The 20815-nt window shown below is 69.3% G+C and carries 16 protein-coding genes and 1 CRISPR repeat array; of the genes, 13 read left to right on the forward strand and 3 right to left on the reverse strand.

Features of this window, described 5'->3' with window-relative positions:
• Nucleotides 1–73: 73 nt before the first annotated feature.
• The 13 genes from manD to EJ913_RS15095 all read left to right on the forward strand — a co-directional run bounded on the left by manD (nt 74) and on the right by EJ913_RS15095 (nt 16144).
• Nucleotides 74–1279, forward strand: a complete 1206-nt coding sequence (gene manD / locus EJ913_RS15030; RefSeq protein ID WP_126999243.1) for a D-mannonate dehydratase ManD — start codon at nt 74–76, stop codon at nt 1277–1279.
• Between the two features lie 7 nt (nt 1280–1286).
• Nucleotides 1287–2753, forward strand: a complete 1467-nt coding sequence (locus EJ913_RS15035; RefSeq protein WP_126999245.1) for a mannitol dehydrogenase family protein — start codon at nt 1287–1289, stop codon at nt 2751–2753.
• A 37-nt stretch (nt 2754–2790) separates the two neighbouring features.
• Nucleotides 2791–3810, forward strand: coding sequence for a Zn-dependent oxidoreductase (locus EJ913_RS15040; RefSeq protein WP_126999247.1), 1020 nt, complete (start codon nt 2791–2793; stop codon nt 3808–3810).
• Nucleotides 3811–3854: 44 nt separating this feature from the next.
• Entirely contained in the window at nt 3855–4877 is a 1023-nt protein-coding gene (locus EJ913_RS15045; protein WP_126999249.1) for a TRAP transporter substrate-binding protein, read from the forward strand.
• A gap of 207 nt (nt 4878–5084) precedes the next feature.
• A complete protein-coding gene (locus tag EJ913_RS15055) occupies nt 5085–6953 on the forward strand; it encodes a TRAP transporter large permease (RefSeq protein WP_211098959.1) in 1869 nt (622 codons plus the stop codon).
• Between the two features lie 150 nt (nt 6954–7103).
• Nucleotides 7104–7847, forward strand: a complete 744-nt coding sequence (locus EJ913_RS15060; protein ID WP_126999251.1) for a thioesterase II family protein — start codon at nt 7104–7106, stop codon at nt 7845–7847.
• Between the two features lie 340 nt (nt 7848–8187).
• Nucleotides 8188–9261, forward strand: a complete 1074-nt coding sequence (locus EJ913_RS15065; protein ID WP_185909790.1) for a hydrogenase small subunit — start codon at nt 8188–8190, stop codon at nt 9259–9261.
• A gap of 2 nt (nt 9262–9263) precedes the next feature.
• On the forward strand, nt 9264–11075 hold the full coding sequence (locus EJ913_RS15070) for a nickel-dependent hydrogenase large subunit (protein ID WP_126999253.1): 1812 nt from the start codon (nt 9264–9266) through the stop codon (nt 11073–11075).
• 22 nt (nt 11076–11097) lie between these two features.
• Nucleotides 11098–11928: a Ni/Fe-hydrogenase, b-type cytochrome subunit gene (cybH, locus tag EJ913_RS15075; protein WP_126999255.1), complete on the forward strand. Its 831-nt coding sequence runs from the start codon at nt 11098–11100 to the stop codon at nt 11926–11928.
• A 424-nt stretch (nt 11929–12352) separates the two neighbouring features.
• Nucleotides 12353–13315 (forward strand): sulfonate ABC transporter substrate-binding protein, encoded by a 963-nt coding sequence (locus EJ913_RS15080; RefSeq protein WP_126999257.1) that lies wholly within the window; start codon nt 12353–12355, stop codon nt 13313–13315.
• Nucleotides 13316–13344: 29 nt separating this feature from the next.
• Nucleotides 13345–14526 (forward strand): FMNH2-dependent alkanesulfonate monooxygenase, encoded by a 1182-nt coding sequence (gene ssuD, locus EJ913_RS15085; RefSeq protein ID WP_126999259.1) that lies wholly within the window; start codon nt 13345–13347, stop codon nt 14524–14526.
• A 26-nt stretch (nt 14527–14552) separates the two neighbouring features.
• Nucleotides 14553–15338, forward strand: coding sequence for an aliphatic sulfonate ABC transporter permease SsuC (gene ssuC / locus EJ913_RS15090; protein ID WP_211098960.1), 786 nt, complete (start codon nt 14553–14555; stop codon nt 15336–15338).
• On the forward strand, nt 15335–16144 hold the full coding sequence (locus tag EJ913_RS15095) for an ATP-binding cassette domain-containing protein (RefSeq protein WP_126999263.1): 810 nt from the start codon (nt 15335–15337) through the stop codon (nt 16142–16144). Before ssuC ends, EJ913_RS15095 begins: the two co-directional genes overlap by 4 nt.
• Nucleotides 16145–16361: 217 nt before the next feature.
• Nucleotides 16362–16727: a CRISPR direct-repeat array (repeat unit 32 nt; unit sequence GTCGCTCCCCATGCGGGGGCGTGGATTGAAAC).
• Nucleotides 16728–17162: 435 nt separating this feature from the next.
• On the opposite strand, the gene EJ913_RS15100 is transcribed toward EJ913_RS15095, so the two are convergent.
• Genes EJ913_RS15100 through EJ913_RS15110 form a run of 3 tightly spaced genes read right to left on the reverse strand, consistent with a single transcriptional unit; the run spans nt 17163 to nt 20566 of the window.
• A complete protein-coding gene (locus tag EJ913_RS15100; RefSeq protein ID WP_126999265.1) occupies nt 17163–18239 on the reverse strand; it encodes an amino acid ABC transporter permease in 1077 nt (358 codons plus the stop codon).
• A complete protein-coding gene (locus EJ913_RS15105) occupies nt 18236–19456 on the reverse strand; it encodes an amino acid ABC transporter permease (RefSeq protein ID WP_126999267.1) in 1221 nt (406 codons plus the stop codon). The genes EJ913_RS15100 and EJ913_RS15105 overlap by 4 nt, the downstream gene beginning before the upstream one ends.
• A gap of 21 nt (nt 19457–19477) precedes the next feature.
• Nucleotides 19478–20566: an amino acid ABC transporter substrate-binding protein gene (locus EJ913_RS15110; protein ID WP_244939365.1), complete on the reverse strand. Its 1089-nt coding sequence runs from the start codon at nt 20564–20566 to the stop codon at nt 19478–19480.
• Between the last annotated feature and the right edge of the window lie 249 nt (nt 20567–20815).

Below are 20815 nucleotides of genomic sequence, written 5' to 3' on the forward strand. Positions count from 1 at the left end.
GCCACCCGCGCGGGACGGCGGCGTGCGCCCGATTTCACCAGCGCCTGCCCACGCCCCATTCTGGAACCCGTCGATGAAGATCACCAACGCCCGCATCATCGTCACCTGTCCCGGCCGCAACTTCGTCACCCTGAAGATCGAGACCGACGAGGGCGTGACGGGGCTGGGCGACGCGACGCTGAACGGCCGCGAGCTGTCGGTCGCCTCCTATCTGGCCGACCATGTGGTGCCCTGCCTGATCGGCCGCGACCCGCAGCGGATCGAGGACATCTGGCAGTATCTCTACAAGGGCGCCTATTGGCGGCGCGGCCCGGTGACCATGGCGGCCATCGCCGCCGTCGATACCGCGCTGTGGGACATCAAGGCCAAGATCGCCGGGCTGCCGCTGTACCAGCTTCTGGGCGGCCAGAGCCGCGACGGTGTGATGGTCTACGCCCACGCCAACGGCCGCGACGTGGCCGAGACGGTGGACCGCGTCGGCGAATACATCGAGAAGGGCTACAAGGCGATCCGCGCCCAGTCGGGCGTCCCCGGCCTGTCGGGCGTCTACGGCGTCGCCAAGGACAAGTTCTACGAGCCGGCGACCAAGGGGCTGCCGCAGGAATCGGTGTGGTCCACCGAGGCCTATCTCGACTTCGTGCCCTCGCTGTTCGAGGCGCTGCGCGTCAAGCACGGCATGGGGCCGCATCTGCTGCACGACGTCCACCACCGCCTGACCCCCATCGAGGCGGCGCGGCTCGGCAAGAGCCTGGAGCCCTACCGCCTGTTCTGGATGGAGGATCCGACCCCGGCCGAGAACCAGGACGCCTTCCGCCTGATCCGCCAGCACACCGTCACCCCCATCGCGGTCGGCGAGGTGTTCAACTCGATCTGGGACTGCAAGGACCTGATCCAGAACCAGCTGATCGACTACATCCGCGCCACGGTGGTGCACGCCGGCGGCGTCTCGCATCTGCGCCGCATCGCCGATTTCGCCGCGCTCTATCAGGTGCGCACCGGTTGCCACGGCGCCACCGACCTGTCGCCGGTCTGCATGGGGGCGTCGCTGCACCTCGGCCTCGCCATCCCGAACCTCGGCGTGCAGGAGCACATGGAGCACAACGCGGAAACCGACGCCGTCTTCCCGCACAGCTACACGCTGAAGGACGGCTACATGCACCCCGGCGAGACCCCCGGCCACGGCGTCGAGATCGACGAGGAGCTGGCCGCCAAATACCCCTACTCCCCCGCCTATCTGCCGGTCGCGCGGCTGGCCGACGGCACCCTCTGGAACTGGTGAGCGGATCATGCGCCTGAACGCCCAAACCCTGCCGACCGTCGCCGCCACCGTCCAGCGCCCGGCCTACGACCGGAGCGCGCTGGAGCCGGGGATCGTCCATCTCGGCATCGGCGCCTTCCACCGCGCCCATCAGGCCGTCTACACCGAGGACGCGCTGAACCGCGCCTTCGGACCCTGGGGGATCGTCGGCGTCAGCCTGCGCAGCCCCGACACCCGCGACGCGCTGGCGCCGCAGGACGGTCTCTACACCGTCGCGGTGCGCGACGCCGCCGGTGAATCCCTGCGCGTCGTCGGCAGCATCCTGGAGTGCCTCGTGGCGCCCGAGGATCCGGCGGCGGTGCTGGAGCGGATGACCCGCCCGTCGGTGCGCATCGTCACCGTGACCGTCACCGAGAAGGGCTATTGCCACGACCCGGCGACCGGCGCGCTGAACGAATCCCACCCCGACATCGTCCACGATCTGGCCGAGCCGGAGCGCCCGCGCACCGCCGTCGGCTTCCTCGCCGAGGCGCTGGCCCGCCGCCACGCGCTGGGCCTCGCCCCCTTCACCGTGTTGAGCTGCGACAACCTGCCGAGCAACGGCGACACCGTCGCCGGCATCCTGCGCCGCTTCGCCACCCTGCGCAGCCCGGAGTTCGGCGCCTGGGTGACCGAGGCCGTCGCCTGCCCGAACAGCATGGTCGACCGCATCGTCCCGGCGACCACCGAGGCCGACCGCGCCCATGTCGCCGCCGCGCTGGGAGCCGAGGATTCCTGGCCGGTGATGACCGAGCGCTTCACCCAATGGGTGGTCGAGGACCGCTTCCCCGCCGGGCGTCCCGCCTGGGAACTGGAAGGGGTGGAGATGGTCGCCGACGTCCATCCCTACGAGACCATGAAGCTGCGGCTGCTCAACGGCAGCCACTCGACGCTGGCATATCTCGGCTATCTGGCCGGCTACGAGACGGTGTCGGACGCCATCTCCGATCCGGGCATGGCCCGGCTGATCCGCGGCCTGATGGACGAGGAATCCGGCCCGACGCTGCACCTGCCGCCCGGCGCCGATTTGGAGCGCTACAAGGACGCGTTGATCGAGCGCTTCCGCAACCCGGCCCTGCGGCACCGGACCTGGCAGATCGCCATGGACGGCACGCAGAAGCTGCCGCAACGCCTGCTCGGCACCGCGCGGGAGCGGCTGGCGGCCGGCGCCTCCATCGACCGGCTGGCGCTGGGGGTGGCGGCCTGGATGCGCTACGCCGCCGGGGTGGACGAGCAGGGCAAGCCCATCGACGTGCGCGATCCGCTGGCCGCGCGTCTGGCGGAGATCGCCGCCGACGCCAAGGGCGATCCCGACCGCTTGGCCGGCTGGCTGTTCGGCCTGACCGCCGTGTTCGGCAGCGACCTGCCGGCCGACCCGCGCTTCACCGGGCCGGTCTCCGCAGCGCTGCGACGCCTGTACGCCGAGGGCGCCCGCGCCGTGCTCGCCGCCGCCTGACTTCGCCTTTTTTGAATTCTGACTGAGGGATGTTCCCATGGTTGCCTTGACCGTCGAAAAGCCCCACGTCCTGGCGCTCGCCGCCGAACGCGATCCCGCCGTCGCCCCCGGCGAGGTGCTGGTCCGCGTCCAGCGCGCCGGCATCTGCGGCTCCGACATGCACATCTACCACGGCTCCAACCCGTTCGCCGTGTACCCGCGCGTCATCGGTCACGAGTTCAGCGGCATCGTCGAGGCGGTCGGCGCCGGGGTGACCACGGTGGCGGAGGGCGACCACGTCGTCGTCGATCCGGTGGTGTCCTGCGGCCATTGCTACGCCTGCCGCGCCGGGCGCACCAACGTCTGCGCCAATCTGGAGGTGTTCGGCGTCCACCGTGACGGCGGCTTCCGCAACCGCGTCGCCGTTCCCGCCGCCAACGCGATCAAGGTCCGCGACGACCTTCCCTTTTCCATCGCGGCGCTGGCCGAGCCGCTGTCCATCGCCGCCAACGTGCTGTCGCGCACCGGCATCGGGGCGGAGGACACGGTGCTGATCTACGGCGCCGGCACGGTCGGGCTGACCGTGGTGCAGGTCGCCAAGCTGCACGGCGCCCGCTGCATCGTCGCCGACCTCGACGACAACCGGCTGGCCCGCGCCAAGGCGTTCGGCGCCGACGTGATCCTGAACTCGTCCCGCGAGTCCGTGCCCGACGCGGTGCGCGGCGAGAACGAGGGTCTGGGGCCGACCGTGGTGATCGACGGCGCCGGTGTGCCGTCGCTGCTGGAGGAGGCCTGCCGCCTCGCCAGCCCGGCCGGGCGCATCGGGCTGCTCGGCTTCTCGCCGGCGCCCTGCAACATCAGCCAGCAGGAAATCGTCAAGAAGGAGCTGACGCTGGTCGGCTCGCGGCTGAACCGCCGCCTGCTGCCGCAGGTGATCGAGTGGATCGAGTCCGGCCGCCTGAAGCCGGAAGCTCTGATCACCCAGGTCTTCCCGGCCGCCGACGCCGCCGACGCCTTCGCCCTGATCGAGCGCGATCCGGGCAGCACCATCAAGGTCCAGCTCGACTTCAGCCTGTGACCGGATACCCAACCGAAAAGTCCAAATCCCTGGGAGGATTTTCCATGAGCATCGCACGCCGCCGCTTCGCGGTCACCTTCGCCACCGCCGCCGCCGCCGTGGCGCTGTTCTCCGCCCTGCCGATCGACGGCGCCTTCGCGCAGAGCGCCAAGTACCGCCTGCGCTACGGCACCGCCTTCCCGGCCGACCACCCGGCCGTGCTGCGCATCACCGAGGCGGCCGAGGCGATCAAGGCCGAGACCAACGGGCAGGTGGACATCCAGGTGTTCCCCAACAGCCAGATGGGCAGCGAGCCGGAGATGTTCAGCCAGGTGCGTTCCGGCGCGCTGGACTTCATGTCGACCTCGGGCGTCAACCAGACGGTGGTTCCGGTCGCCAGCATCAACGCCGTGGCCTTCGCGTTCGCCGACTACACCCAGGTCTGGGCGGCGATGGACGGCGATCTCGGCGCCCATGTCCGCGCCGCCTTCGACAAGGCCGGGCTGCACGCCTTCGAGAAGATGCTCGACAACGGCTACCGCAACATCACCACCAGCGGCAAGCCGGTGAACAGCCCGGACGACCTGAAGGGCCTGAAGATCCGCGTGCCGGGCAACCCGCTGTGGGTGTCGGTGTTCAAGGATCTGGGCGCCGCCCCGACCCCGATCCAGTTCGGCGAGCTGTACGCCTCGTTGCAGACCCGCGTGGTCGACGGCCAGGAGAACCCGATGGCCCTGATCCAGAGCGCCAAGCTCTACGAGGTCCAGAAATACATCGCGCTGACCGGCCACATCTGGGACGGCCACTACATCTTCATGGGCAACAAGAAGTGGACGACGCTGCCGGCCGACGTGCAGGCCAGCATCTCCAAGAACTTCGCCGCCGCCGCCGAGAAGGAGCGCGCGGACGTCGCCAAGCTGAACGAGGCGGCCATCGGCGCGATGAAGACCGCCGGGCTGACCATCACCACGCCCGACAAGAAACCCTTCCGCGACGCCCTGAAGAGCGCCGGCTTCTACGAGGAGGTCAAGGCCAAGTACGGGGACGCCGTCTGGACCATCCTGGAGAAGTATTCCGGCCCTCTGTGAAGCGCGAACGACGGGGCATCGCATGAAGCCCCTCTCCCCTTGCGGGAGAGGGGTTGGGGTGAGGGGTAAAGCAAATCTCCTTCCGCCTTCGGCGGAATACCCCTCATCCCAACCCTTCTCCCGCAAGGGGAGAAGGGCTTTCGACCGCTTCAGGCGATGGCCCTGGAGCATCAGGACAAGGCTTGGCGGGACAAGGTTGAATCGGACATGAAAAGCGCGATGACGATGACTCCGGAGCCGGCGGCGCGCCGCCTGCCGGGGCTGAAGGGGTTCGACGACGCCCTGACCCGGATCACCGAGGGGGTGGCCGCCCTGCTGGTCGCCGCCGAGGTGGTGGTGCTGGGCAGCAGCACGGTGGCGCGCTACGTCCTCCACACGCCCATCGTGTGGTCGGACGAGCTGGCGTCGCTGCTGTTCCTGTGGCTGGCGATGATGGGGTCCGTCGTGGCGCTGCGGCGGGGCGAGCACATGCGCCTCACCGCCTTCGTCCGCAATCTGGCGCCGGGCACGCGGTCCTGGCTGGACACGCTCGGCATGGGGCTGGTGATCGCCCTGCTGCTGACCCTGCTGCCGGCGGCGCTGGAGCATTTCGAGGATCTGTCGATCAGCACGACGCCGGTCCTTGAGATCAGCGAGGGCTTCCGCGTCGCCGCCGTGCTGATCGGCTTCGCGCTGATGCTGCTGACCGCCGTGGACACCGTGCTGCGGCAGGCGAGCCTGTTCCAGATCGCCGTGGTCGCCGCCGGCATCGCGGCGGCCGCCGCGATCTTCTGGTGGTTCACCCCCGTCTTCGAGGAGATGGGCAACGCCAACCTGCTGATCTTCTTCCTGGGCATCGTCACCTTCTGCATGGTGATCGGCGCGCCCATCGCCTTCGCCTTCTGCCTGGGCACCGTCAGCTATCTGGCCTTCTCCACGCAGATCCCGCTGACCATCGTGCCGAGCCGCATGGACGAGGGCATGTCGCACCTGATCCTGCTGGCCGTGCCGATGTTCATCCTGCTGGGCGCGCTGATCGAGGTCGCCGGGCTGGCCCGCGCGATGATCTCCTTCCTGGTGGCGCTGCTGGGCCATCTGCGCGGGGGCCTGCAATACGTGCTGCTGGGGGCGATGTACCTCGTCTCCGGCATCTCCGGTGCCAAGGCCGCCGACATGGCGGCGGTCGCGCCCACCCTGTTCCCGGAGATGAAGAAGCGCGGCAACGACGAGGGCGACCTGACCTCGCTGCTCTCGGCCTCGGCGGTGATGTCGGAGACGATCCCGCCCAGCATCGTGCTGATCACGGTGGGCTCGGTCACCGGGGTGTCCATCGCCTCGCTGTTCACCGGCGGGCTGCTGCCGGCCTTCGTCGGCATGGCGGTGCTCTGCGTCGTCGTGTTCTTCCAGACCCGGACCGAGGACATGTCGCAGGCCCAGCGCTTTTCCGGACGCGACAAGCTGCGGCTGTTCGTGATCGCCATCCCCAGCCTGGGCCTGCCGCTGGTCATCCGCACCGCCGTGGTCGAGGGCGTGGCGACCGCGACCGAGGTCTCGACCATCGGCATCATCTACAGCGTCGCGGTCGGTCTGCTGGTCTACCGCCAGTTCGACTGGAAGCGGGTCTACCCGATCCTGGTCGAGACCGCCTCGCTGTCGGGCGCCATCCTGCTGGTGGTCGGCGCGGCGACCGCCATGGCCTGGGCGCTGACCCAGTCCGGCTTCTCCCGCCAGTTGGTCGAGGTGATGACCATGGTGCCGGGCGGCAAGCTGGGCTTCCTGCTGACCTCCGCCGTGGCCTTCATCATCCTGGGCAGCGTGCTGGAAGGCGTGCCGGCCATCGTGCTGTTCGGCCCGCTGCTGTTCCCCATCGCCCGCCTGATGGGGGTGGACGAGGTGCACTACGCCATCGTCGCGGTGTTCGCCATGGGCTTCGGCCTGTTCATGCCGCCCTTCGGCGTCGGCTTCTACCTGGCCTGCGCCATCGGCCGGGTGTCGCCGGACGTGGCGATCCGCCGGGTCGGGCCGCACATGGGGGCGCTGCTGGTGGCGCTGCTGCTGATCGTGCTGATCCCCTGGATCTCGACCGGCTTCCTGTAAGGGTTGCGGAACCGGCCGCCCGCGCCCGATCCGGGGCGCGGGCGGCTTTTTTGCTTCAAGTCCGGCGGGTATCCGGCCTATTGAGGACGGCGAGGCCGCCGGATGTCCCGGCCGCCGCGAGGGGCCGCGTCACGCGGCGGAGATGCCCGTATGACCGCGAGCCGCTGGCTGCACTGCTTCCGTCCCGTCGCCCGGCCGCGCCGCACGCTGCTGTGCTTTCCCTACGCCGGGGCCGGGGCGGCGCTGTTCCGCGACTGGCACCTCGCCGCCGGGCCGGAGGACGAGATCCTCGCCGTGCGCCTTCCCGGCCGGGAGAACCGCATCGCCGAACCCGCCCTGACCGAGGTCGCGGCGGCGGTGCCCTTCGTCCTCGACGCGCTGGAGCAGCGGTTGGGAGAGGACGGCCGGCCGCTGATCCTGTTCGGCCATTCGCTGGGGGCGGCGCTGGCCTACGCCACCGCCCGCGCGCTGATCGGGCAGGGGCGTCCGCCCCGCCTGCTGGCGGTGTCGGGCCGCCGGGCGCCCCATCTGCCGCTGCGCCGTCCGCCGACTTCCGGGATGGACGAGGGGGAGTTCCGCCGCCAGCTCCACGCGCTGGGCGGCACCCCGCCAGAGGTGCTGGACTGCGCCGAGCTGATGGAGCTGATGCTGCCGCTGCTGCGCGCCGACTTCACCATGTCCGACCGCTTTTCCGAGCCGGAGCCTGCTCCGCTGCCGATCCCGCTGGTCGCCTTCGCCGGGGTGGAGGATTCGGAGGTGATGGTTTCCGAGGTCGCCGGGTGGGAGCGTCTGGCGGGGGCCGGCTTCGCGCTGCACCGTCTGGCGGGGAACCATTTCTTCGTAAACGAGCATCGGCGCGCGATCGTGGAGACGCTGTTGGGGCCGATTCCCTAGGCGTTCGGCCCCGGTTGCCCCCTCCCTAACCCTCCCCCGCTTCGCGGGAGAGGGGACTGCCGCCGAACGCTGACAAGCGTCCCGCCCCCTCTCCCGCCATAGGCGGGGGAGGGATGGGGAGGGGGCAACCGGCGGCGCACCACAAATCCACCGGCAACCCTCCTTCCACCCGCCCAACCGTTTCGTACGGCTCCTTGCCAGCCACGCGCCACCCACACTCCCCCCGACTCGCCGATCCGCCGATTGTTCGTATACCGGCATGAATATTGCCTCTGCCCCCTTCGACTAAAGCGCCGGTCCGTCAAGCCGCTGCGCCCGAGACTTGGGAGAGGACATGCCGATGGCGAGGTTGGAAACCTTCTACGAGGTGATGCGGCGGCAGGGGATCACCCGCCGCTCGTTCCTGAAATACTGTTCCCTCACCGCCGCCGCCCTGGGACTGGGTCCGGAGCTGGTGCCGCAGATCGTCCACGCCATGGAGAACAAGCCGCGCACCCCGGTGCTGTGGCTGCACGGGCTGGAATGCACCTGCTGCTCGGAGTCCTTCATCCGCTCGGCGCACCCGCTGGTGAAGGACGTGGTGCTGTCGATGATCTCGCTGGACTACGACGACACGCTGATGGCGTCCGCCGGCCACCAAGCCGAGGCGATCCTCGACGAGGTGATGGAGAAGTACAAGGGCAACTACATCCTGGCGGTCGAGGGCAACCCGCCGCTGAACCAGGACGGCATGTCCTGCATCATCGGCGGCAAGCCCTTCCTCGACCAGCTCCGCAAGGTCGCCAAGGACGCCAAGGCGGTGATCTCCTGGGGCTCCTGCGCCAGCTTCGGCTGTGTCCAGGCCGCCCGCCCCAACCCGACCCGCGCCACCCCGGTGCACGAGGTCATCACCGACAAGCCGATCATCAAGGTGCCCGGCTGCCCGCCGATCGCCGAGGTGATGACCGGCGTCATCACCTACATGCTGGCCTTCGACCGCATCCCGGAGCTGGACCGCCAGGGCCGCCCGAAGATGTTCTACAGCCAGCGCATCCACGACAAATGCTACCGCCGGCCGCATTTCGACGCCGGCCAGTTCGTCGAGGCCTTCGACGACGAGGGCGCGCGCAAGGGGCATTGCCTGTACAAGGTCGGCTGCAAGGGGCCGACCACCTACAACGCCTGCTCCACCGTGCGGTGGAACGAGGGCACCAGCTTCCCCATCCAGTCCGGCCACGGCTGCATCGGCTGCTCGGAGGACGGCTTCTGGGACAAGGGGTCGTGGTACGCCCGCCTGTCCGATTTCCACCAGTTCGGGATCGAGGCCAACGCCGATCAGGTCGGCGCCACCGCCGCCATCGGGGTCGGCGGGGTCATCGCCGCGCACGCGGCGGTCAGCGCCCTGAAACGCGCGCAGCACAAGGGAGACGTCTGACCATGGCCGTTCTGCAAACCCCCAACGGCTTCCAGCTCGACAACGGCGGCCGGCGCATCGTCGTCGATCCGGTGACCCGCATCGAGGGTCACATGCGCTGCGAGGTGAACGTCGATTCCGACAACATCATCCGCAACGCCGTCTCCACCGGCACCATGTGGCGCGGGTTGGAGGTCATCCTGAAGGGCCGCGATCCGCGCGACGCCTGGGCCTTCGTCGAGCGCATCTGCGGCGTCTGCACCGGCTGCCACGCGCTGACCTCGGTCCGCGCGGTGGAGGACGCGCTGGGGATCCGCATCCCGAAGAACGCCCATCTGATCCGCGAGATCATGGCGAAGACGCTGCAGGTCCACGACCACATCGTACATTTCTACCACCTGCACGCGCTGGACTGGGTCAACCCGGTCAACGCGCTGAAGGCCGACCCGCAGGCGACCTCGGCGCTCCAGCAATCGCTGTCGTCGCATCCGAAATCCAGCCCCGGCTATTTCCGCGACGTGCAGAACCGGCTGAAGAAGTTCGTGGAATCGGGCCAGCTCGGCATCTTCAAGAACGGCTATTGGGACAACCCGGCCTACAAGCTGCCGCCGGAAGCCGATCTGATGGCGGTGACCCATTACCTGGAGGCGCTCGATCTCCAGAAGGACATCGTCAAGATCCACGCCATCCTGGGCGGCAAGAACCCGCACCCCAACTACATGGTCGGCGGCGTTCCCTGCGCCATCAACATGGACGGCATCGGCTCGGCCGGCGCGCCGCTGAACATGGAGCGGCTGAACTTCATCCACGCCCGCATCCAGGAGGCCGCCGCCTTCATCGACAACGTCTACATCCCCGACGTGCTGGCCATCGCCAGCTTCTACAAGGGTTGGCTCTACGGCGGCGGCCTGTCGGCCACCAACGTGATGGATTACGGCGACTACGAGAAGGTGCCCTACGACCACTCGACCTGCCAGCTTCCCGGCGGCGTGATCCTGAACGGCAACTGGAACGAGGTCCACCCCATCGACCCGCGCGACCCGGAGCAGGTGCAGGAGTTCGTCGGCCATTCCTGGTACACCTACGGCGACGACAGCAAGGGCCTGCACCCCTGGGACGGCATCACGGAAGCCAAATACGAACTCGGCCCCAACACCAAGGGCACCCGCACCGACATCAAGGAGCTGGACGAGGCGGCGAAATACTCGTGGATCAAGGCGCCGCGCTGGCGCGGCCACGCGGTGGAGGTCGGGCCGCTGCCCCGCTACATCCTGGCCTACGCGCAGAACGTCGGCTACGTCCACGACCAGCTCGGCGACGCGCTCGGCCGCTTCAACACGCTGGCGGGGACGAATTTGACGGCGCAGCAGGCGCTGCCGACCACCATCGGCCGCACGCTGGCCCGCGCGCTGGAATCGCAGTACTGCGCGACGATGCTGAAGGACGACTGGAACAGCCTGATCGCCAACATCAAGGCCGGCGACACCGCCACCGCCAACGTCGAGAAATGGGATCCCAAGACCTGGCCGAAGGAGGCCAAGGGCGTCGGCACCGTCGCCGCCCCGCGCGGCGGTCTGGGGCACTGGATCAAGATCAAGGACGGCAAGATCGAGAACTACCAGTGCGTCGTGCCGTCCACCTGGAACGGCAGCCCGCGTGACCCCAAGGGCAACATCGGCGCCTTCGAGGCGTCGCTGCTGAACACCCCGATGGAGCGCCCGGACGAGCCGGTGGAGATCCTGCGCACCCTGCACAGCTTCGACCCCTGCCTCGCCTGCTCGACCCATGTGATGGCGCCCGACGGCGCCGAGCTGGCCCGCGTCACCGTGCGCTGACCGCATCCCGGAGGGTTCCGCCATGACCACGAGCGATCCATCCCAGGACACGCCGTCGCCCTCGACCGGACGTTTCCTGAAGGCGATCTACGTCTACGAAGTGCCGGTGCGGCTGTGGCACTGGGTCAACGCGCTGGCCATCACGGTGCTGGCCGTCACCGGCTACCTGATCGGCAGCCCGCTGCCGAGCACGCCCGGCGAGGCCAGCGCCAACTTCCTGATGGGCTACATCCGCTTCGCCCATTTCGCGGCGGGCTACGTCTTCGCCATCGGGTTCCTCGGCCGGCTCTACTGGGCCTTCGCCGGCAACCACCACGCCAAGCAGCTGTTCCGCTTCCCCTTCTGGGACGGGCACTGGTGGGCGGAGCTGTTCGTCGAGGCCCGCTGGTACCTGTTCCTGGAACGCGAGCCGAAGCTCTATGTCGGGCACAACCCGCTGGCCCAGTTCGCGATGTTCTGGGTCATCGGGATCGGCAGCGTCTTCATGATCGTCACCGGCTTCGCGCTGTACGGCGAGGGGGCCGGGGTGGACAGCTGGCAGGACCGGGTGTTCGGCTGGGTCATCCCGCTGTTCGGCCAGAGCCAGGACGTCCACACCTGGCATCATCTGGGCATGTGGGCGATCCTGCTGTTCGTGATGGTCCACATCTACGCGGCGGTGCGCGAGGACATCATGTCCCGCCAGTCGATCGTCTCGACGATGGTCAGCGGCGTGCGCACCTTCAAGGACGCCGGCCAGCCGGCCGACGAGGACGCCCCGGCCGAACCGGCGCATTCCCGCCGTTTCCACGCCGGCCGGAAGGGCGGAGCGGCGAAGACGGCGACGCCCCACGCGCCCGAACCGGTGGACTGAGGTCGGGAGATTTGATCCCCTCTCCCGCCCCGGGAGAGGGAAGGGGCCCACGGCGGATGCCGTGGGAAGGGTGAGGGGCTATGGGAGCATGGATTGCGTACCACGCCCGATAGCCCCTCACCCTCCCCGCTTCGCGGGTCCCCTCCCTCTCCCGGGACGGGAGAGGGCAAGAGTTCGGCTTTTACGACCGCCTCTTCCAACCTTCCGCCCATCACCCATCGGCCCTATGGAGTCGTTGCTTGCGATTGCGGGTTCCGCTCGTTCAATTTTAACAAATTAAATTAGCTAATAATTTCCGTATTGACTGATTTCACGAAAATCAATCACATTAAAACCCTATTAAAGAACTATGAATAACAACCGCGAGCCGATCCCACCCCGTCGCGTCACGGGAGGCCCGGCCCCGGCCATCGAGGGGGATGCCATGAAACGGTTGTTCGGAATGCTGGTCGGCGCCGCCGCCCTGCTGGGTCTCGCGGTTCCGTTCGGCGGCGCGTCGGCGGCGGACAAGACGGTCCGCATCGGCTACCAGAAATACGGCACGCTGATCATCCTGAAGGAACAGGGGCTGCTGGAGAAGAAGCTGGCGCCGCTCGGCTACAGCGTGGCCTGGACCGAGTTTCCCGGCGGGCCGCAGCTGCTGGAGGCGCTGAACGTCGGCGCGCTCGATTTCGGCACGACGGGGGAGGCGCCGCCGATCTTCGCGCAGGCCGCCGGCGCCCCGCTGCTCTACGTCGGCTACGAGCCGTCCTCGCCCAAGGGCGAGGCGATCCTGGTGCCCAAGGACAGCCCGATCCGGACGGTCGCCCAACTCAAGGGCAAGAAGGTCGCGTTGAACAAGGGCTCCAACGTCCATTACCTGCTGGTCAAGGCGCTGGAGAAGGACGGCCTGAGCGTCACCGACATCGAGCCGGTCTACCTGCCCCCCGCCGACGCCCGCGCGGCCTTCGAGCGCGGCGCGGTGGACGCCTGGGCCATCTGGGATCCCTTCTACGCCGCCGCGTCGGCGGCCACCGGCGCGCGCACGCTGGTCGACGGCACGGGAAGCGACGGCGCCGGTCTGGTGAAGAACCATCAGTTCTTCCTGGCCGCCAAGCCCTTCGCCGCCGCCAACCAGCCGGCGATCGACGCCGTGCTGGCGGGCTTGGGCGAGATCGACGCCTGGGCCAACCAGAACCTCAAGACGGTGGCCGAGCAGCTCAGCCCCAAGGTCGGCCTGCCGGTTCCGGTGCTGGAGGTCGCGGCCGCCCGCCAGGGCTATGGCCTGCGCCCGATCGACGCCGAGGTGATCGCCGAACAGCAGCGCATCGCCGACAGCTTCTTCGCGCTGAAGCTGATCCCCAGGAAGATCGACGTTTCGGCCGCCGCCCCCGGCAGCAAGTCGTAATCAGGCAGCAAGTCGCAAGGACGCGCATCATGACCACGCACGCCGCCTCCGAGGCCAACATCCTCTGGTTCATCCCGACCCACGGCGACGGGCGCCATCTGGGCACCGCCGTCGGCGCGCGGGAAACCGACCTAGGCTATCTGCGCCAGATCGCGCAGGCCGCCGACACGCTCGGCTATTACGGCGTGCTGCTGCCGACCGGGCGCTCCTGCGAGGACAGCTGGGTCGTCGCCTCCGCCCTGGTGCCGGCGACGGAGCGGCTCCGCTTCCTGGTCGCCGTGCGGCCGGGGCTGCAATCGCCGACGCTGGCCGCGCGCATGGCCTCGACGCTCGACCGCCTGTCGAACGGGCGGCTGCTGGTCAACGTGGTGACCGGCGGCGATCCGGTGGAGAACGCGGGCGACGGCATCTTCCTGTCGCACGGCGAACGCTACGACGTGACGCGCGAGTTCCTGGACGTCTGGCGCGGGTTGTTCTCTGGCGCTCCGGTGAATTACGAGGGCGCGCATCTGCGCATCGAGGACGGGCGGCTGTTCTACCCGCCGGTCCAGCCCGGCGGCCCGCCGCTCTATTTCGGCGGCTCGTCGGACGCCGCCAACGCGGTCGCCGCGACCTATGTCGACAAGTACCTGACCTGGGGCGAACCCCCGGCGCAGGTTGCCGCCAAGCTGGCCGGAGTCCGCCGTCTGGCGGAGGAGCAGGGCCGCGAGGTCAGCTTCGGCATCCGCCTGCACGTCATCGTGCGCGAGACCAGCGAGCGCGCCTGGGCGGCGGCCGGGGACCTGATCCGCCACGTCGACGACGCCACCATCGCCTCGGCGCAGACCATCTTCGCGCGGATGGATTCGGTCGGCCAGCGCCGCATGGCCGCGCTGCACGGCGGCCGGCGCGACAAGCTGGAGGTCAGCCCGAACCTGTGGGCCGGCGTCGGGCTGGTGCGCGGCGGGGCGGGGACGGCGCTGGTCGGCGACCCCGAGACGGTGGCCGCCCGCATCCGCGAATACATGGACATCGGCATCGACAGTTTCGTGCTGTCCGGCTACCCGCATCTGGAGGAGGCCTACCGCTTCGCCGAGCTGGTCTTCCCGCTGCTGCCGCTGGCCGCCACCACCGGGCGAAACCGGGGGAAGGGGCCGGCGGTCAACACCGGCCCCTTCGGCGAAAGCATCGCCAACGGCCTGCCGCCCGCCCTGCGTCAGGCGGCCATGTGATGGCCGGGGGCGGGAAAGGGGGCGGCGTGGTCCGGCGGGCGGGGGAGCAACTGCTCCCCTGGCTTCTGCCGCTGGGCCTGCTGGCCGTCTGGGAGCTGGCCGCCGCCACCGGCTGGCTCTCCGCGCGAGTGCTGCCGGCGCCGAGCGACATCGCGCTGGCCTTCTGGACCACCCTGCTCGACGGCAGCCTGCCGCGCCACGTCGCGGTCAGCGCCGAGCGCGCGGTCAAGGGGCTGCTGATCGGCGGCGGGCTCGGCTTTGCGCTGGGCTTCCTGACCGGGGCGCTGAAGCCGGCGGAGATCCTGCTCGACAGCTCGCTGCAGATGCTGCGCAACGTGCCGCATCTGGCGATCATTCCCATGGTGATCCTGTGGTTCGGCATCGGCGAGGAGGCCAAGATCTTCCTCGTCAGCATCGGCGTGCTGTTCCCCATCTACCTGAACACCTTCCACGGCATCCGCTCGGTGGATCGCGGGCTGGTGGAGATGGCGCGGGTCTACGGGCTGGGGACGGCGGCGCTCTACGCCCGCGTCATCCTGCCGGGCGCCCTGCCGTCGATCCTGCTGGGGGTGCGCTACGCGCTGGGGATCATGTGGCTGACGCTGATCGTGGCCGAGACGATCTCCGCCTCCTCGGGCATCGGCTACATGACGATGAACGCGCGGGAGTTCCTGCAAACCGATCTGGTGCTGCTGGGGATCATCGTCTACGCGCTGCTCGGCAAGCTGGCCGACACGCTGACCCGCTGGCTGGAGCGCCGCGCGCTCGCCTGGAATCCCTCCTTCCACACCGCCCTGGAGACCGCGTCATGACCGCCCTGCTCCAGGCCCTGCGCCGCTTGCCCCTGCCGCGCTCCGTCGCCGTCCCGTCGCCTTCGGTGACCGCCGCTCTGCCCCGCGCGTCGTTCGAACGGGCGCGTCCGCTGGAGTTGCGGCTCGACGGGGTGGTCAAGGAATTCGCCGGCCGCCGCGTGCTGGACGGCCTCGACCTGACCGTGCCGGCGGGGCAGTTCGTCGCCGTGGTCGGCCGGTCGGGCGGCGGCAAATCCACGCTGATGCGTCTGATCGTCGGGCTGGACCGCCCCAGCGGCGGCCGGGTCCTGGTGGACGGGCGCCCGGTGTCGGGCCTGCGCCCGGACGTGCGCCTGCTGTTCCAGGACCCGCGCCTGCTGCCCTGGCAGCGGGCGGTCGGCAACGTCGGCATCGCCCGAGGTCCCGGCTGGCGCGAGCGGGCGCTGGCGGCGCTCGACGACGTGGGGCTGGCCGACCGCGCGGAGGAATGGCCCTCGGTGCTCTCCGGCGGCCAGCGCCAGCGGGTGGCCCTGGCCCGCGCGCTGGTGTCGAACCCCGGCCTTCTGCTGCTCGATGAGCCCTTCGGCGCGCTCGACGCGCTGACCCGGCAGGAGATGCACCGCCTGTTGCGCCGCATCCGCGAGGAGCACGGCTTCGGCGCCGTCCTCATCACCCACGACGTGGCGGAGGCCGTCGCGCTGGCCGACCGTGTGCTGGTGCTGCGCGAGGGCAAGATCGCGCTCGACTTGGACATCGGCGGCCCGGACCAGCGCCCCGACGAGTCCGCCGTCGCCGCTCTTGAAGCCCGCATCCTGCGGGACGTATGATTCGGGTGGCCGCCGGGGCGGCAGGCGGCCGGATCGCGGGCGTGTGTCCGGTGCGAACCCCAAGCGGACGGGAAACCCCCGCTGGGTTCGCACGGTAGGGCAATCAAGGGCTTACGACCGGAGACAGACGACTGGCGCGCCTGTGGTTCGGCTGTCCGCAGGGGTTCGCGGAACTGCCGGGATTGTGGCGCCTTGGACAAGTGGATAGATGTTGGGGGTCGCTCCCCATGCGGGGGCGTGGATTGAAACAACGCCTGCTCGACGGCGTCCGTGGCGCTTTTCCGTCGCTCCCCATGCGGGGGCGTGGATTGAAACAACAGCGTCGTGCAGAGCATGACGGGCGCGTGGCAGGTCGCTCCCCATGCGGGGGCGTGGATTGAAACCTCGACGGCGTCGCCCACCTCCAGGCGGCCGAGCGTCGCTCCCCATGCGGGGGCGTGGATTGAAACGCCATGGGAATTACTCGCCCTTCTTATCGCCGAAGGTCGCTCCCCATGCGGGGGCGTGGATTGAAACGGGTCCGTGGGGCGTGTCTCTCTCCCCAGCCGCACGTCGCTCCCCATGCGGGGGCGTGGATTGAAACTACGGTGGCGACGCCTTCACCTCGGGCACGGCCGTCGCTACCCATGCGGGGGGCGTGGATTGAAGCTGATCGTCGGTGGGGAACGGCAGGTCGGACAGCCACCGATCCAAGCGGAAGCACGCGGTGGGGCGATTTTCGCAACTTTTGCAGCGTATGCGTCAAGGTGTCGCTCTTCATGCGGGAGTATGCATTGACACATGCGTTTGGAAGGGGCGCGCTTCACCATGGCGCGTCGCTTCCCATAAAGAAGCGTGGATTGAAACCCCCGCCGCGTCCGCTTCCGGGCGGCCGGCGGGGGCGCTTCCCATACGCAAACGTGGATGACACAACGCAGACCATGCCAATTGGATGGCGGGCGGTTCGCTTCTTCTGCGGAGGACGGACGGCGGCCTCCGATCAGCCGGGCTTCGTCCATTCCCGTCAGGACAGCTTGTCTCACCCCCGCCGCAGCCGGGCTTCCAGCCACAGGCTGTAGCGGGAGGCCGCGACGCAGAACACCACGTAGACCAGCGCCGCGAAGCCGAACGCCTCGTCGTAGAAGCCGAGCCAGGCGGGGTCCTGGGCCGCGCTGCGGGCGGTGTTCAGCAGGTCGAACAGGCCGATCACGACGATCAGCGTGGTGTCCTGGAACACCCCGATGGTCAGGTTGACGATGGACGGGATGACCGTCCGCAACGCCTGCGGCAGGATCACCAGCCGCATCGTGCTCCAATAGCCCAGGCCCAGGGCGCGCGCGCCCTCGTACTGGCCGGGTGGAACGGCTTGCAGGCCGGCGCGGACGATCTCCGCCAGATAAGCCGAGACGAACAGCACGATGGCGACCTGCGCCCGCAGCAGCTTGTCGATGGCCGAACCGGCCGGGAGCATCAGCGGCAGCAGCAGCGTGGCGACGTAGAGCACGGCGATCAGCGGCACGCCGCGCGTCACCTCGATGAAGACCACGGCCAGGGTGCGCACGCCGCCCATCGCGCTCTGCCGGGCCAGCGCCAGCAGGATCGCCAGCGGAAAGGCCGCGACCATCCCGACGGTGGCGAGCAGCAGGTTGACCGGCAACCCGCTCCAGCGCTCGGTCGGCACCGCCGGCCCGTCCGGGCCCCCCGTCAGCAGCAGGACGGCCGTCGCCAGCCCGACCGCCCACAGCGCCAGCGTCGCGCGCCGCCAGAACGGCGGCGTTCCGCTCAAACCCGCCAGCCCCAGCAGGATGAGGCTCGCCGCCGCCGGGCGCCACTGCCGGTCCTGGTCGTAGAAGCCGAACAGGATGTAGCGCAGCTTCTCCCCGATGAAGGCCCAGCAGGCGCCGGCGGCCTCGGCGCAGCGGTCGGCCGGGCCGCTCCACACCGCGTCCAGCACGGTCCAGCGCAGCAGCGGCGGCACCGCCCAGGCGAGCAACGCTACGCAAGCCAGCGTGAGGACGCCGTTGAGCGGGCTGCCGAACAGCCCGTGGGACCAGCGCCGCCAGCGCGGGGCCGCGACAACGCGGGGCGGGGCGGCGGAGAGGATCGTGTCGGTCATGGCATCCCCCGCAGGGCGATCCGCCGGTTGTACAGGTTCATCCCCGCCGACACGGCGAGGTTCACCGCCAGATAGGCGCCCATCATGATCGCCATGGTTTCCAGCACCTGACCGGTCTGGTTGGCGCTGGTGTTGATGACGCTGACCAGATCGGGAAAGCCGATCGCCACCGCGAGGCTGGAGTTCTTGGTCAGGTTCAGATAGCTCGACGTCATCAGCGGCACGATGACGCGCAGCGCCTGGGGCAGCACGACCAGCCGCATGATGCGCCCGCGCGTCAGGCCCAGCGCGCGGGCCGCCTCCCACTGGCCGCTGGGGACGGACTGGATGCCGCCGCGCACGATCTCGGCGATCATGGCGGCGGCGTTGACCACCAGCCCGACCAGCAGGGCCGAGAATTCCGGCGACACCGTGGCGCCCCCGGCGAAGTTGAAGCCCGCCAACTTGGGGACCTCCACGGCCAGCGGCACCCCCGCCGCCCACAGCAGCCCCGCCGGCGCCGCCACGGCCAGCGCCGCGACCGCCAGGCCGGCCATGCGTCCCCCGGCACCGGTTCCGGCCAGACCCAGCCGGCGCCGCAGCGCCGCGCCGCCCAACGCCAGCGCGACCGCCAGCAGCAGCGCGCCCAGCGCCCAGCCGGCGGCCCGGCCGTCCACGAAGGCCGGCAACTGGATGCCCCGGTTGCACAGGAAGACGCCCGGCAGCGGGTTGAACGCCTGCCGGGGCGCCGGGAGAGCCTGAAAGGTGGCGCTCCAGAAGAAGAGTTGCAGCAGCAGGGGCGTGCTGCGGATCAGCTCGACGTAGCCCTGGACCAGCGCCGACAGCAGCGGGTTGCCCGACAGCCGCGCCACCCCCAGCGCCACGCCCAGCGCGGTCGCGATGGCGCAGCCGAGGACGGCGACCTTGACGGTGTTCAGCAGCCCGACCAGCAGGGCGTGGGCGTAGCTGTCCTGCGGCCGGTGGTCGAGCAGCGATTCGCCGATCTCGAAATTGGCCGGGCGGGCCAGGAAGTCGAAGCCCGGCGTGATGCCGAACCGCGCCATGTTCCCGACCGTGTTGGTGCCGAGCAGGAGGACGGCCAGAGCCACGCCGGCCAGCAGCCCCAGTTGAAGGCCGGTGCGGCCGCCCCACCAGGAGGCGACCGCTCCGGCCGCACCGGACCGTCCGGGCGGAGCCGCTGGACGATCCGATCCGGTTTCATGCGCCGTTGTCCGCACCGGGACGGCCTTCCCGCCGGTTCAGCGGAACGGCGGGGCGTAGAGCAGGCCGCCCTGGGTCCAGGGCGCGTTGTAGCCCCGCTCCAGCCCGACCTTGGTCTTCGGCCCGACGTGGCGTTCGAAGATCTCGCCGTAATTCCCCACCGTCTTGATGATGGTGTAGGCGAATTTCGGGTCGAGCTTGGCCGCTTCGCCCAGGCTGGGATCGACGCCCAGGAAGCGGCGGATCGACGGGTCGGCGCTGGTCAGGAAGCCGTCGACGTTGGCCTGGGTGATGCCCAGCTCCTCGGCCTGGATGGTGGCGTGGACCGCCCAGTTGACGATCTCCAGCCATTGGTCGTCGCCGTAGCGGACGGCCGGGGCCAGCGGCTCCTTGGAGATGCGCTCGGGCAGCAGGACGTAGTCGTCGGGCTTGGGCAACTGGGTGCGGGTGATCGCCAGATCCGAGGCGTCCTGGGTCAGCACGTCGCAGCGGCCGCTGGCGAAGGCCTTCTGGTTCTCGGCGGTCTCCTCGATCACCACCGGCTTGAAGCTGATCTTGTTCTGCCGGAAGAAGTCGGTGATGTTCAGTTCGCCCGTGGTGCCGGTCTGCACGCAGACGGTGGCGCCGTTCAGGTCCTTGCCCTTGGCGACGCCCAGCGTCTTGGGCACCAGCAGCCCCTGGCCGTCGTAGAAGACGACCGGACCGAAGTGGAAGCCCAGCTTGGTGGCGCGGGTGAAGGTCTGGGTCACGCCCGACAGCAAGATGTCGAACTCGCCCGATTGCAGGGCGGGCAGGCGCTGCTGCGGCGAGGACGAGACGAACTGCACCTTTTCCGGGTCGTTGAAGACGGCGATGGCGAGCGCCCGGCCGAAATCGACGAAGAAGCCCTGCCAGCGGCCGTTGCTGTCCGGCGCGAAGAAGCCGGGTTGCGAGCCGACGCCCACCTTGATCGCGCCGCGCGCCTTGATGGCGTCCAGCGTCGGCCCGGCCTTGGCGGCGCCGGTCAGGGCGAGCCCGAGCGCAAGGCCGAGCGCGCCGGCCAGCAGGGCGCGGGTGGGAACGCCCTTGGCGGGCGGAGCCTTGGCGGGTGGACGGGGCGTGGGAAGGGATTGGGACAAGCTGCGCATGGTGGATTCCCGCATGGATGTTCGTTGTTTTTCCGGAAGCGCGGGGCGTTGCCCGCCATCCGTCCGCAGCGCCGTCCGGAGCCTGTCCGACGGCCATGAGCCGTGGTGTTTCCGAGGGTGCGATGGGCAGCCGGTTGCGACCGCCTCAATACCCTAATTAGTGAATAGACTTTTCTGGCTGTCAAACGGTTTGTGCAAAATATTTATACAACATTTTCTAACAGTTAATTATGAGATTTTCCGCATTTT

It is taken from the genome of Azospirillum doebereinerae (genome assembly GCF_003989665.1).
GTDB classification, from domain to species: domain Bacteria; phylum Pseudomonadota; class Alphaproteobacteria; order Azospirillales; family Azospirillaceae; genus Azospirillum; species Azospirillum doebereinerae.

Excerpts from the sequence above, each read along its gene's own strand:
- EJ913_RS15065 (WP_185909790.1), top strand. The coding sequence starts at position 8,188 with ATGGCGAGGTTGGAAACCTTCTACGAGGTGATGCGGCGGCAGGGGATC.
- EJ913_RS15100 (WP_126999265.1), bottom strand. The coding sequence starts at position 18,239 with ATGACCGACACGATCCTCTCCGCCGCCCCGCCCCGCGTTGTCGCGGCC.
- manD (WP_126999243.1), top strand. The coding sequence starts at position 74 with ATGAAGATCACCAACGCCCGCATCATCGTCACCTGTCCCGGCCGCAAC.
- EJ913_RS15055 (WP_211098959.1), top strand. The coding sequence starts at position 5,085 with ATGAAAAGCGCGATGACGATGACTCCGGAGCCGGCGGCGCGCCGCCTG.
- EJ913_RS15070 (WP_126999253.1), top strand. The coding sequence starts at position 9,264 with ATGGCCGTTCTGCAAACCCCCAACGGCTTCCAGCTCGACAACGGCGGC.
- EJ913_RS15110 (WP_244939365.1), bottom strand. The coding sequence starts at position 20,566 with ATGCGCAGCTTGTCCCAATCCCTTCCCACGCCCCGTCCACCCGCCAAG.
- EJ913_RS15060 (WP_126999251.1), top strand. The coding sequence starts at position 7,104 with ATGACCGCGAGCCGCTGGCTGCACTGCTTCCGTCCCGTCGCCCGGCCG.
- EJ913_RS15080 (WP_126999257.1), top strand. The coding sequence starts at position 12,353 with ATGAAACGGTTGTTCGGAATGCTGGTCGGCGCCGCCGCCCTGCTGGGT.
- EJ913_RS15045 (WP_126999249.1), top strand. The coding sequence starts at position 3,855 with ATGAGCATCGCACGCCGCCGCTTCGCGGTCACCTTCGCCACCGCCGCC.
- EJ913_RS15040 (WP_126999247.1), top strand. The coding sequence starts at position 2,791 with ATGGTTGCCTTGACCGTCGAAAAGCCCCACGTCCTGGCGCTCGCCGCC.
- EJ913_RS15035 (WP_126999245.1), top strand. The coding sequence starts at position 1,287 with ATGCGCCTGAACGCCCAAACCCTGCCGACCGTCGCCGCCACCGTCCAG.
- ssuD (WP_126999259.1), top strand. The coding sequence starts at position 13,345 with ATGACCACGCACGCCGCCTCCGAGGCCAACATCCTCTGGTTCATCCCG.
- cybH (WP_126999255.1), top strand. The coding sequence starts at position 11,098 with ATGACCACGAGCGATCCATCCCAGGACACGCCGTCGCCCTCGACCGGA.
- EJ913_RS15095 (WP_126999263.1), top strand. The coding sequence starts at position 15,335 with ATGACCGCCCTGCTCCAGGCCCTGCGCCGCTTGCCCCTGCCGCGCTCC.